At 66.8% G+C, this 12,437-nt stretch carries 11 protein-coding genes, 1 other RNA gene and 1 pseudogene; 4 read left to right on the forward strand and 9 right to left on the reverse strand.

From position 1 onward, the window contains the following. Window positions 1–177: 177 nt before the first annotated feature. A complete protein-coding gene (locus NQZ70_RS38310; RefSeq protein ID WP_129578653.1) occupies window positions 178–468 on the reverse strand; it encodes an oxidative damage protection protein in 291 nt (96 codons plus the stop codon). A gap of 513 nt (window positions 469–981) precedes the next feature. Between NQZ70_RS38310 and ssrA the strand changes: the two genes are divergently transcribed. Both ssrA and NQZ70_RS38320 read left to right on the forward strand, forming a co-directional pair. After that, window positions 982–1,326: a transfer-messenger RNA gene (ssrA, locus tag NQZ70_RS38315) on the forward strand. A gap of 844 nt (window positions 1,327–2,170) precedes the next feature. Next, a complete protein-coding gene (locus NQZ70_RS38320; RefSeq protein WP_129578654.1) occupies window positions 2,171–2,536 on the forward strand; it encodes a hypothetical protein in 366 nt (121 codons plus the stop codon). Between the two features lie 365 nt (window positions 2,537–2,901). On the opposite strand, the pseudogene NQZ70_RS38325 reads toward NQZ70_RS38320, so the two are convergent. The 5 genes and pseudogenes from NQZ70_RS38325 to NQZ70_RS38345 all read right to left on the reverse strand — a co-directional run. Beyond that, window positions 2,902–3,054, reverse strand: a pseudogene (locus tag NQZ70_RS38325) (ATP-binding protein); the annotation flags it as partial. Between the two features lie 24 nt (window positions 3,055–3,078). After that, window positions 3,079–5,196, reverse strand: a complete 2,118-nt coding sequence (locus NQZ70_RS38330; RefSeq protein WP_129574328.1) for a recombinase family protein — start codon at window positions 5,194–5,196, stop codon at window positions 3,079–3,081. Between the two features lie 213 nt (window positions 5,197–5,409). Beyond that, complete coding sequence (locus tag NQZ70_RS38335) at window positions 5,410–6,075, reverse strand: ATP-binding protein (RefSeq protein ID WP_165373915.1); 666 nt, start codon at window positions 6,073–6,075, stop codon at window positions 5,410–5,412. A gap of 11 nt (window positions 6,076–6,086) precedes the next feature. After that, complete coding sequence (gene istA / locus NQZ70_RS38340) at window positions 6,087–7,175, reverse strand: IS21 family transposase (RefSeq protein ID WP_165374379.1); 1,089 nt, start codon at window positions 7,173–7,175, stop codon at window positions 6,087–6,089. 89 nt (window positions 7,176–7,264) lie between these two features. Further along, the gene (locus NQZ70_RS38345) at window positions 7,265–7,744 is read right to left on the reverse strand and encodes a transposase domain-containing protein (RefSeq protein ID WP_129578656.1); all 480 of its coding nucleotides are present in this window, start codon (window positions 7,742–7,744) and stop codon (window positions 7,265–7,267) included. Window positions 7,745–7,882: 138 nt separating this feature from the next. Between NQZ70_RS38345 and NQZ70_RS38350 the strand changes: the two genes are divergently transcribed. Both NQZ70_RS38350 and NQZ70_RS38355 read left to right on the forward strand, forming a co-directional pair. Beyond that, window positions 7,883–8,059 carry a hypothetical protein gene (locus tag NQZ70_RS38350; protein WP_165373952.1) on the forward strand — a complete coding sequence of 59 codons (177 nt, stop codon included), beginning with the start codon at window positions 7,883–7,885 and terminating at the stop codon, window positions 8,057–8,059. Then, window positions 8,046–10,133, forward strand: a complete 2,088-nt coding sequence (locus NQZ70_RS38355) for a recombinase family protein (protein WP_129578657.1) — start codon at window positions 8,046–8,048, stop codon at window positions 10,131–10,133. The genes NQZ70_RS38350 and NQZ70_RS38355 overlap by 14 nt, the downstream gene beginning before the upstream one ends. Here NQZ70_RS38355 and NQZ70_RS38360 read toward each other — a convergent pair. From NQZ70_RS38360 to NQZ70_RS38370, 3 genes are all read right to left on the reverse strand, one after another. Next, window positions 10,053–10,619 (reverse strand): IS66 family transposase, encoded by a 567-nt coding sequence (locus tag NQZ70_RS38360; RefSeq protein ID WP_257792741.1) that lies wholly within the window; start codon window positions 10,617–10,619, stop codon window positions 10,053–10,055. The two genes, NQZ70_RS38355 and NQZ70_RS38360, sit on opposite strands and share 81 nt — an antisense overlap. Next, the gene (locus NQZ70_RS38365) at window positions 10,540–10,767 is read right to left on the reverse strand and encodes a hypothetical protein (protein ID WP_237245704.1); all 228 of its coding nucleotides are present in this window, start codon (window positions 10,765–10,767) and stop codon (window positions 10,540–10,542) included. Before NQZ70_RS38365 ends, NQZ70_RS38360 begins: the two co-directional genes overlap by 80 nt. A gap of 246 nt (window positions 10,768–11,013) precedes the next feature. Continuing rightward, a complete protein-coding gene (locus NQZ70_RS38370) occupies window positions 11,014–12,426 on the reverse strand; it encodes a hypothetical protein (protein WP_237244405.1) in 1,413 nt (470 codons plus the stop codon). Window positions 12,427–12,437 lie beyond the last annotated feature (11 nt).

Genomic DNA, 12,437 nt, shown 5'->3' on the forward strand with positions numbered 1-12,437 from the left:
CCGGGGGGCCGGGAGGCCCGGGGGGCCTATGAGTGGCGGGCGCATCCGCAGGGGTGGAGGACGCCGGTGGGCCGGGCGCAGCTGGTTGGGGAGGTGCGAAGCCGGACAGGTGGGCGGCACGACCGCAGCCGGCAGGTGGACGGGAGCGCCGCCGGCGGCAGGGCCGACGGAGAGCGGCTACTCCGGCTTGTCCTTGGGGGCCACGTAGTCGGGCGGGAGCTGCGCGGCCTCGTTCCCGGCGCTGAAGAAGTACTTGTCGAGCTCGGTCATCCAGATCCGCTGGCCAGCCTCGGAGATGAGATCGAGGCGGTACTCGTTGATCAGCATCTTCGAGTGCTCCAGCCACATCCGCCACGCCTCCTTCGAGACGTTGTCGTAAATCCGCTTGCCCAGCTCGCCCTTGAGCGGCGGCTTCTCCAGCCCCTCTGCCTCGCGGCCGAGCTTCACGCAGTGGACCATCCTCGTCATAAGCTGCCCGTCTCCTTTTCCTTTTCGCGGGCTTCTTAGCCGAGCCAGGGGGAGCCGTCGAGAGCGGCTGGCGAGCGGGCGGAGGCGGCAGGAAGCGGGGCGGCGGGGGCGAGGGGAGGCGGAGGGAGGCGGCGGGGGCGGCGCGAGGGGGAAGCGGCGCGAGCGAGGGAAGCGGCGCGAGCGAGGGAAGCGGCGCGAGCGAGGGAAGCGGCGCGAGCGAGGGAAGCGGCGCGAGCGCGAGCAGGTGCAAGCGCGGGAGCAGACGCGGCAGGGCGCAGCGGAGCGAGCGCAGCGCAAGCACGGCGGAGCCGCGGAAGCGGACCGATGCGTGAGGGACGGCGCCGGGGGCAGGCGGAAGAGAGAATGCCCGGAAGAGGCGGATCGACCCGGGCAACCCGAGACCGCGGACCGACGGCCCATGCACGGCGCGCTCAGCGGCAGAGCGATCTGACACGGAGGGGTTGACGGCAGCGCAGTTCCTAGCAATATTCGGTCCGTCTGAACGAACCACGAGGGGGCGATCGGCTTCGACGTGGGGACTGAAGGTCTGTCTGCGTGCTGGCGGCTCCTGCTCCGCCTATCAAGCGGGACGTTACAAGTGCGAACGACAACGCATACGCTGTCGCGGCCTAAGAACCGCTAAGCCATCTGAGGAGGAGGTCGTCCTAGTACTCCAAGGGTGTCAACCACAGGGCTGGGCTGCGTGAGGGTGCCCTCGATAACGCGGCCGAGATTCAGTGAGGGATAGGTCGTAGCCGAATCTACGAACGCCGTCGCCGGCGCATGGCGACTACGCACGTGAACGAAGGTAGACTGGATGCCTTGCGGACCCGGGTTCGATTCCCGGCGCCTCCACCAAGAAGACACGGCGAGAGCCGTGTCTTCTTGCTTTTGTGTGACCTGCGTGTGACCTGATAAATTTCGGCGACGCTGGATTTGGGGCGGGGCCGGCGTGTGCGTGACCACCGGGAGCGGGCGCCGCGGGTGACGCCAGGGTACGAGGCTCCACGGAGCTCCACGGCGGGCGAGCAACTGACACCAGGCCCGCGGGACCAACCCCGGGTCCATGCTGGCGCAGCCCGGAACCAAGCGAACGGACGCGACGCTGCGGAGATGTGTGCGCAGGTGCGTCCCCTGCCCGGCCGGCCTGCCTCCCCCCACCCTGCCGGCGGCACTCTGCCGAGCGCATGCCCCGTCTTGACACGGGACGGTATCTCCGCTGGCCTTGCAGGATGGGGTGGCCATGGGGGTAGCGCGAGCGGCAGCGAGGACCAGAGAGACCGCTCTGAATGCGGTGCCCGGCCGCGCGAGTAGAAGACTCGGCGGCAGTTGCTGCGACGCCAACGGAAGGGTCGTCTCGTTGTCAATTTTCGCCAACGTTCTGGACTCCAAGCATGACGACGCCGCCCGTACCCTCCACAGAACGCCTCAGCGGAAACCATCGCGCCTGGCGACCCTGACATGTATTACATTTGGAATAGCGCTGCTATCGAGCTTGGTTACTGGACTCGTCCTCAGTGACAGAGCCGCTGTCGTCGCCATCGCTGCGCCAACACTGCCACTCGCCATGGCGTTCGCACGAATCGACCTGTTCCAGGAGATCAAGGGCGCCTCGCAGCATGGGCCCTCGACATCCAGGCCGACCGGGACCCCACTTCTTGCTAGCAGGCCGCCCTGCCTGTGCCCTACGTTCGGAGACGTCATGACCAAGCCCATGAATAGACGCCACGTTCCAAGCGACTCGCCCACACGAGGACCGTTCCTGACCGCGTGGATGATCTTCATGGCCTTCGGCGAAGCGGCCCGGCTGTTTGCGTGCTACATGATCACACGAGGCGACGGCCCCACTCCCTGGTTCAACGCCGTGCATGCCGTCGCCTCTTTGCTCTGCGTCGTTCTCGCATGGCGCTGGAAAGCCATTGGCGTCACCGGCTACATCATCTTGGCCCTCGTGAATCTGTTCTACCAGATGGCCATTGTGCAGCCTCTGGGAGGTCTGGGTAGTGTGGTCCTTGCCGCCGGCCTGTGGCTCGCTGTTCGCAACAAGTGGGCAGCGTTCACGACGTGAGCCTCCCCCACAACCGTTCCCGGGTAACCTGAAGGCCTGACTCATGGGGTCGTGGTCGAGCACCAAAGCTCGCAGTCGTGGCGCGTGTGTACCTATGCCGCCCAACAAGGGCTTGCTCGCCGACGGACAGGCTTCGCCCGCCCGCGGCAGAAGCCCAGGGCGTTAGGCCGTTTACGCGCCGGACGGCTCGACCTCCTTGTCGCTGCTGCGTAAGCGCCCGGCCAAGGGCATCGTGACCGTCCGCGCGGCGCCGGTTGCGGAGACCGCCCATCGTGATCACGCAGATCACGCCATCGTGATCACCGCGATCGCGCATCGTGATCGCCCTCGGAGCGAAGCGACGCTGGTCCGTCGGGGTCTAGGGTTCAGGTCTCGGTGGTCTCCTTGCCCTTGCGGCGCGAGGGGCCCTTCAGCGTGATGCGGTGCGCGTTGTGGACGATGCGGTCGAGCACGGCGTCGGCGATTGTCGGATCTCCGAGATGATCGTGCCACTTTCCGACAGGGATCTGGCTGGTGATCGACCACGCATGATGCATCTCCTGTCACGTTTTCTTCGAGGGCTTCCTCGCCTGGTGCATGAGGTTCTTGCGGCGGAGTTGGCGCAGCCGCCGCAGCTCGGCCTTATCGGCGATCACCGCCCGCTGGCCGTCGATCCAGCGCGTTTGCACCAGCCCGCGGTTGACCCACCCGTACATCGTCACGACGGGCATCTTCAGCTCGCGAGCCAGATCTGCAAGCCACCAAGCGTTCTCTGCGTCCCTGGGGGGCGGCTTGGGGCCGCGAGGCACGTTACCGTAACGATGCAGCAGCATCCGCACGAGGCGCTCGTTGAAGTGGTTGTGCTGCGTCGGGGTGATCCAGCCGTCAGCATTGAGTTGCTCGGCGATGCGCCCTGCGGTGAAGCCTTTGCGGCGCAAGTCGTGGATCGTAGCCATGAGCGCGTCCTTGTCGCCCGTCTGGACAAGCTTGTGGACGGGGCGGCGGAGGCGTTGGTGCGTCAGACGGCCACCGGCCCAATGCACCACGAGATCCGTCCACGAGCTCTCGCGGTTGGCCGAGATATCGACATGGTCGATGAGGAGCCGCAACACCGTCCTGCGATCCGCGGGCGTCGTGGTGGGCGCGTTCCAGAGCGCCGGCAGGTCGGTCGCCAAGGCGCGGATGGCAGCGACGTCGTCGGGCGTCAGGGCCTGCGGCATCTGCTTCGAGTGCCGCTCGTACGACTCGCGCAGGTCGCGCTCCGCGCGGAGAGCGTCCTCCCAGGCGCGCTCGAGAGTGCGGGCGACGAGTCGATTCTCGGGCTCGACGCTCTTGAACTGGCGCGCGGCGCGCTCCGCCTCGTAGCGTGCCCGTTCGAGTCGCTGCTGCCAGAGAGCCTCCTGCTGGGCGCGCTGCTGCTCGAGATCGGCGCGGACCCGAAGGCTAATCTCCAATGCGGCCGGAGCCAGCGCCGCGATCGCCAATGCCGTAACAGCCTGATCGATGCAGCTACCCGAGATATTGATGCAGAGACGGCTGCCATGGTGGGCCGCCTCCTGACCGCAGACGTAATGCGGATAGATTCGGCCCTTGTATTTAGCGTACCGGACGAACATGCCCAGGTTGCAGCGACCGCACCTGATGAGCCCTTGAAGCAAGGCACTCCCGCTGCGTACCGCACCCGTGCTGTTTGACTTTCGGTTGGCCTTCAAGCGAGCCTGGTTACGCTCAAATTGCTCCCATGTGATGTAGGCGGGAAAGCGATCGCGGACGCAGGCTTGCCAGTCCTCCGGCTCGACCAGCGGTGTGCGCCCCGTGGCCGGGCGCCCGGGTTGTTGTCGCCGTGGATCCGTCTGTCGCCGTCCGTACACATACGCACCTGCGTAGATGGGATTGCGGAGCATGTTGATGACCATACCGCGGTGGGGACGGTGCCACTCGAGAGCTCCGCGGTCGCCTCCAGAGCGACGGCGCACGCCTATCTGAAGTCCCTGCTCGACCAGGGAACGGAGCACTCCGTGCGCGGTCCCGAGGCGGTCAAATTGCTCGAAGACGAAGCGCACGACCGCCTGGACCGACTCATCCGGATCGAGGACGACCTCGCCGGATGCCTGCAGGAGGTAGCCCGATGGCACCGGCTTGCTCAGTTCTCCACGGCGCGCCTTCTGCCGCTTGCCCTGGAGCAGCCGCTGCCGCAGGATGTGTAGCTCCGCTTCGGACATCGTCCCCTTCAGCCCCAGGAGCAGGCGATCGTTGTAGAGCGACGGGTCATAGAGTCCGTCCAGGTCGGCAATCAGGGTGCCGAAGCGAGCGCACAGCTCGAGCAATTGGTGCCAGTCCTTGTTCGAGCGCGCGAGCCGAGACATCTCCACACCCAAGATGATTCCAACGTGGTCGAGCGCGACCTCGGCCAAGAGCCGCTGGAAGTCCTGCCGCCCTGCCGCCGACGCCCCAGAGGTCCCGAGATCCTCGTCGAGCACCAGGATGCGCCCCGATTCCCAGCCGAGCTCGCGCGCCATGGTTTCGAGGCTGTATTGTAGGCGGGTCGACTCCTGGTGGTGCTGGACCTGATGCAGTGAGGACTGCCGGATGTACACGACCGCGAGGCGTTCAAGGTGGCGACCTCCGATCTTCGTCGGGCGCTCCTCGATTCGCACGTTCGGCGCCGCCGACGTCTTCATCGGCCGCCTCCTCGCGCGCCGCCAGGTGGCGGCTTATCATCAGACTCAGAACGCTTACGAGTTGTGTCTGACGCTCGGGCGTCAGTACCGTCCACAGATGATCCGCCGTGGTCCTCTGCGCGGACATGGGGCACCGTTCGTCCTGGATCGCGCCGCTCTTGCGGGGCTCCGTCGCACCGCATGTGCAGCCAGCGTGCCAGCGCCAGCAATGCCTCAGCGGCGACGATCGGCTGAGTGGGGTTCGAATCCTCTGTGACTCTCGCTGTACTGGGCTTGGTTGATCGTGATGACCGTCGACCGCAGGCCGTGGCGGTCCTCGAAGACCTCGAGCAAGTCGCGGCGCTCCTGGTCCTTGAGCGGGGCGAGCCCCCAGTCGTCGAGCACGAGCACGTCGATCTTCGCCAGCCGCCCCAGCAGGCGCGTGTACGTCCCGTCGGCGTGCGCCAGGGCGAGTTCCTCCAGCAGGCGCGGCACGCGACGGTAGAGCGCGCGGAAGCCAGCGCGGCACGCCTGATGCGCCAGCGCGCAGCCCAGGTAGCTCTTGCCCACGCCGGTCATCCCGGTGATGAGCACGTTGGCGTGGTCGACGATCCAGCGACCCGACGAGAGCTGGCGGATCTGTGCCCGATCGAGCTCCCGCTTCGGCGCGTAGTCGATGTCCTCGAGGCACGCGCTCGGGATCCGCAGCTTCGCCTCGCGCAAGAGCCGCCCGATCCGCTTGTTGTCACGGGCCATGTGCTCGGCGTCGACGAGCAGCGCAAAGCGGCCGTCGAAGTCGAGCTCGGCCATCGCGGCGTCAGTCCGCTGCGCCACCCAGGTGTTCGCCATGACGTAGAGGTGAAGGCTCTTGAGCTTCTCGAGCGTGGGTTCGGTCAACACGTCGTTCTCCATCAGTTGAGGTAGTAGTCACGGCCACGGATGTTCTCGTGGTCGATGGGTTGGGGGGCGACGGGGGCCCCGTCATCATGAGCAAGCGGCACGCGATCGAGCCCGTTCTTCAGGATCGACTCGATGTGCCGGTAGGATCGGGCGCGGACGCGCCCGGCGCGCTCGCAGGCGGCCTCCAGCCGCTCCTGGCCGTAGCGCTTGCCGAGGCGCAGCAGGCCCAGGCAGGAGCGGAAGCCCTGTTCGGGGTGGGGCCGCTCGGCCAGGATCGCCGCGCAGAGCTGCCGGGTTGCCGGGCCGATCTTCTCGGCCCACGCCAGCAGGCGCGAGGGCGTCCACTCTGCGTGCGCCCGGTGGGCGCTCGGCATGTGCTCACGCAGGGTCGAGTGCTTGCCGCGCGCTCGCGAGCGGGGGTGCGACGCGATCCGGCGGCTGTGCAGCAGGACCTCGACCGTCGCGACCGTCGCCCTGATCCAGACCTCCTGGTGCACGTGCGCATACGGCACCGAGTAGAAGTGGTCATCGAAGACCACGTGGTAGTCGATGTTGACACGCGCCTTCTTCCACTCGGCGTACTCGAAAGCCTCAGCAGGCAGGGCGGCGAGCGCTGGCCTCTCGAGCTTCTCGAAGAGCTCTCTCCGGCTCTCCCCGTAGCGCTTCATCACACGGCTGTTGATGTCGACCAGCAGCTCGGTGATGCGCGCGTTAAGCGCTGCGAGCGAGTGAAACACCTCGTTGCGAATACGGGCAAGAATCCACCGCTCGACGACCTGCACGGCGACCTCGACCTTGGCCTTGTCGCGCGGATGCTTCGGTCGCGCGGGCAGCACCGTCGTGCCGTAGTGCGCGGCCATCTCCTCGTACGTCCGCTGTACCTGCGGCTCGTACCGGCAGGCGCGCGTGACGCCGCTCTTGAGCTGGTCGCACACGACGGCGCGCGTGACACCGCCGAAGAACGCGAACGCGCGGCAGTGGCTTCCGATCCAGTCGGGTCCTCTCTGGCTGCGCGTCGCCTCGGCATACGTGTAGCTGGAGGCGCCCAGCACGGCGACGAACAGCTCGACCTGGGTGACGCCGCCGGTGGCAGCGTCCACGAGGGTCGGCTTCGTAAGCGCTGCGCGAAGCGCCGTAGCCCCCAACGTCGGTCAGCTGGTGCAGGATGGGCGCGATGGAACCGGCCCGGTCAGCTCGTCGCGCGCTGCTCTTCCGCGGGAAACGGGGGCGGGACGGTGATCGGCCCGAGGGGCAGCTTCATCTCTTCGGCGACGAGGCGAGCGCGGGTGCGCGCCCAGTATCGGGGGGCGAGCTCGAGGTAGCGCTCACGCGGCCAGTAGGGCATCACGCGGATGACGTCGGCGAGGTAGGCCTCGGGGTCGAGGTGGTGGAGCTTGCAGCTCGCGACCAGCGAGAAGAGGTTGGCGGCGGCGGAGGCGTGGTCGTCGCTGCCGAAGAACAGCCATGCCTTCCTCGCAACAGCGAAGACCCGATCATTCTGCCCATGTCGACCTGCGCTGCGTGGTGCACTACCGTTGGCACCCGGCGTATGGCGAGCGGGTTCAGGTGTCCTACCGTGAGCACCGCCAAGGCGAGCTCGTCGCCGTCTGCGAGATGGGTGACGGTACGCGGGAAGTCCTGCCTGCTTGGATGCTCGACCGCGTCGCATGCGCGCGGATGAGCATCGGCGCCGCTCGGCCCAATGTTCAAGCGTTGATAGACCCCCGCGGCCTGCTCGACGACCTCCGTTTCCGCTGCGCTCCCCCAGCACCCGACCATGGTTCGACCGATGACCAGGAGGGGAACCATGAAGCCGATCCAAGCGCCGCTGCCGCCATCGACAACGACGCCGCCGCCGAGCCAGCGACCATGCCTGCCGCCCGAGGCTTCCGCCGAGAGCGTCGAAATTCTCGCAGAAATCCTCCTCAGCGCGGCCGGCAGCATGCGCCGCAAGGCGCAGGAGGTAAGCGATGAAGCCAAGTGACCTTCCGCAGAGCGTGGTAGAGCGCCGAGCCGTCGTCTACGTGCGGCAGTCGACCGGCGTGCAGGTGCACGACAACCAAGAGAGCCTGCGTCGGCAGTACGATCTCGCTGAGCTGGCCCGTTCGTACGGGTTTCGCGATGTAGTTACTATTGATACGGACCTCGGTCGCTCCGCCAGCGGTACGACCGAACGGCCTGGATTTCAGGCACTGGTGGCCCAGGTATGCGAAGGAGGCGTTGGAGCTATCTTCTGCCTGGAAGCGTCCCGCCTGGCTCGCAATGGGCGCGACTGGCACCATCTTCTCGAGCTTTGCGGCCTTGTGGGGTCCCGGGTGATCGACGCCGAGGGCGTGTACGATCCGAGCCATCCCGACGATCGACTGCTGCTTGGGCTCAAGGGCACCATGAGCGAGTTCGAGCTCACGGTGATGCGCCAGCGCTTGGTCGAAGGAGCTGTTTCGAAGGCACGTCGAGGCGAGCTCCGCGTCGCGGTGCCGGTCGGGTACGTCTGGTCGAAGGAGACGGGACTGGACCTGGATCCGGACCGCCGCGTCCAGGAGGCTGTCCGGACGGTATTCCGCTTCTTTTCTCGGTTGGGCAGTGCGAGGCAGGTGCTACTCGCGATGTGCCGTGATCATATACTCTTTCCGCGCCCCGAGGACCCCAAGCGACCGGGCCGCGTGGAGTGGAGGGCGCCGGCATACCGCAACATCATCGCCATATTACAAAGCCCGTTCTACGCCGGTGCTTACGTCTATGGCAAGTCCGAGCATCGAACCCGCCTGGTCGATGGAAGACTGCATACGACCTACGGCCACGAGCGCCCCATGGACAAATGGACCGTGCTGCTGCGGGAACACCATCGCGGCTACATCACGTGGGCCAGATTCGAGCAAAATCAGCAGTGCCTCGCCAGAAACGCCTTTCGCAAGGCCGCTGGGGGCGCCAAATCAGGCCGCGGTGGCCGCGCCTTGCTCTCGGGGCTCTTACGGTGCCGCCGGTGCGGCCGCATGCTGGGAGTAACCTATGTAGGCCGCAGCCCCGGCGTGGCGCGGTACGCCTGTCGCGTCGGTCATACGATGCATGGCCTCCAACCATGCATCACCTTTGGTGCTCCGAGGCCTGATCTTGCCGTTGGTCGCGAGCTCTTGGCCGCGGTAGAACCCCTGGCGATCGATGCTGCCATCCAGGCAGAGCAGCGAGCGAGGCAGGGCATGAGCGAGCGGAGGCGTGCGTTGGAGCTGGAACGACAACAAGCCGCGTATGAGGTGCGCTTGGCCGCTCGCCGCTACGAGGCGGTCGATCCGGACAATCGGCTTGTTGCCGCGGAGCTTGAGGCGCGGTGGAATACTGCTCTTGCGCACCTGCACGACTGTGATGCCCGCTTGGCCGCGGACGTGACCGAGCCAGGCGCGGTGCCTGATCGTGCGACGCTGCTTCGACTCGCTGGCGACCTGACGGCGGCGTGGAACGCGCCAACGACGACGATGGCCATGAAGCAGCGACTCGTGCACGCGCTGATCGAGGAGATCGTCGCCGATGTCGATGAAGCTACGCGCGAGGTCGTGCTGCTCATTCACTGGCGCGGTGGGCAGCACTCGGAACTGCGCGTCCGCAAGCCAGCGCCAGGAGAGCACAACCGACGTGCTCCCGAGCAAGCCGATCAAGTGATCCGCTCCATGGCCACCCGCTGGTCCGACGAGCACATCGCCGCAACCCTCAACCGGATGGGCCTGCGGACGGGCCAGAACAATTTCTGGAATGCCCGTAACGTCCAATCCTACCGAAGGACGGCGGGCATCGCCGCCTACCAATCGGCGCACAAGGACGGTCGATGCCTTACGATGCATGAGGCGGCCCGCGTGCTCAAGGTGACCGACCATGTCATCCGCAAGCTGATCCGACAGGGAACTCTCCCGGCACACCAAGTTGTCAAAGATGCGCCCTGGCAGATCATGTTCGACGACCTACGCTCGCCCGCAGTTCTGGAAGCGTTAAGCCGCCGTCGCGTGCTCTACCGGCGCCCGTGTCGAGAAGTGCGCGGTAGCAAAAGGCGAACGATTACGACCACTTGAAGGAGTGACGCACAATGACCCCCCCATCGCCTCTCTGCGAAGCTCGAGCTCGCTCCGGTTGTTGTCCAGACGGAGCCGACCATCGTCGAGGAAGCGGGTGAGCGCGGTCCACTGGTTGAGCGCGTAGCCGACGGCGATGGCGATGGGGCTCTTCGGCAGCACGAGCAGGTCCTGCGCCTGCAGCCACCCGCGGAACGCATCGAGCACGGGCTCGGCGGCCTTCCGACGCTGCTCCGTTCGACGGCTCGGAGGCAGTTCCTTGGTCGCCTTGTCGATGGTGTAGAGCTGGTGAATGAAGCCGATGGCCGTCGTCGCCCGCTCCCGGTCGGGCACGGGGTTCCACGAGAGGGCTCTCCGGGGCGATGAGGCGAAGCAGGCTGCGGGCAGGCCGAACCGCGGCGTTCGGTCAGGAGCCGTTCGTGGCGAGAAGCTCCCGGGCGTCGATGACGACCGCGGCTTTGCGGAGCCAGCGGTCCAGCTCGGCAAGGTCGGTGCTCACGAGGATGCGCTCCCGCACGTCGGCGGGGACCTCCAGCCTGCGGGCCTCGAGCACGGCGAGCACGTCGTGCGCCTCGGTGGGGCTCCCCTGCGATTGCGTCACCCGCGAGGCTTCGCCGATCTCCGACGCCGCCATCTCGGGCAACTCGCGGCGATCCTCGCGGCCGGCGCGCTGCCCATCGCGCTGCACCCCAGGTTTTGGCTCACTGGCGTGCGCGTGACGGTGTTGGGAGCGATGCTCGTCTTCTGGCTGGTGTGCTGGTACCAGAGGTTCCGGTACGACTGAGCGTGGATCTCGTGTCCAGCAGGCGCGAGCTCCAGAGCCGGACCGTCGATGCTGCTGCCCGTCTCCTGCTGCTCAGTCAGTCGTCCGATTCGCCCGTCAGTTCTTGACGAACCCGTTGAAGAGCCCGATGCACATCTCGTCGAGCGAGCTCTCACCGAGGACGATATCCCTCGGCGCGGTGAGGTTCTCCTCCTTGAGCGCCCTCCGCACGAAGGGGTTGTCCATCGTGTTGTCGTAGAGGCAACGCAAGCTCATGACATCGCCGGTCTTCAGGACGGGGAGCTCCTCGATCGGCGCGTCGATGGTGTACGTCTGCTGCCAGTTGAAGTCCCACTTCGGCGTCTGGACCACGCACTCCTCGGCCGGATCGCCGCCCTGCGGGCTCGGGCGCTCGACGTCGACCTTCATGTCGGTCCCGACATAGTGCATGTGGGTCATCGCGCTGTAGAGCCGGATGCCATCCACCAGCGACTCCCCCATGAACGTCTCGGGGAGCGTCATCTTCATGACCTCGGTGTGATCCTTGGTCCCCGCCGGGACGAAGAACTCGACCCCTTCCCTGTCGTTGGGCCCCGGCTGGAGGCCATCGCCGTTCGGGAATTGCGAGCGGAAGTTGCCGAACGCCACGAAGACGACCCTGTACTCCGGGGGCTCCGGGAGGAACCGCAGCTGGATCTTTGTCGCGTCCGGCTCGGCAGCGGCGCCCGCCGGGTGGTAATGGACCTGCATCACCAGCCTCGAGCCCGCGCGGACGAGGAAGCCGGCGTTGGACGGGAACTCGGTCGGACGCCCGCCGGGCACCCACACGCCGAGGACCTGGCTGTCCTGGACACCGGCGCTGCCAAAACACTCGTAGCCGCCGTCGGCGTCGGCCATGGCGTCGCTCTCCGCGTGCGGGTCGGTGAAGACCACCACGTGGTGGACGACCTTCGAGTTCCCCGGGACCACGTTCATGCCGTTCACGAACGTGTCCTCCGTGAGCTTCGGATCCATCACGAAGCAGCGGAACTGGTCCTCGTCGCCGCCCGTCACGTACGGCCTCGCGGGCTCGATGGTGGCGCTGACGCCCTCGAGGCCATGGATCCCCGACGCGTCGAGCGCCGGGGGCGCGTACGCGGGGTCGCCCTCGGGGGCGCCGGCGGCATGCCAGGCCTCGAGCGTCGCGAGCTCCGCGTCGGAGAGCCTGCTGTCGTCCTTCCAGCCGAACCGCGGCGTGCACTCGTCCGTCTCGATCGCGCCCCAGGGCGGCATCGTCCGGTCCTGCGTCACCGCCACGATCCGGCTCGAGACCTGCTTCACGTCCGCGTACTCGGTCAGGCTGAAGGGCGCGATCTCGCCGGGCGAGTGGCAGCCCTGGCAGCGCTTCTGCAGGATGGGCGCCACGTCCTTGTGGAACGTCGGCCCCGCCGTGGGGCCCTCGACCAGCGGATTCGTGCCCTCAGGCTCGCTGCCGCAGCCCATGATGGGAACGAGCAAGGCGAGAACGAACCTCCAAGGCCTGTTGATCATCGTCATTATCT

Origin of the sequence: Sorangium sp. So ce836 (assembly GCF_028553905.1) — a bacterium.
GTDB lineage: Bacteria > Myxococcota_A > Polyangia > Polyangiales > Polyangiaceae > Sorangium > Sorangium cellulosum_D.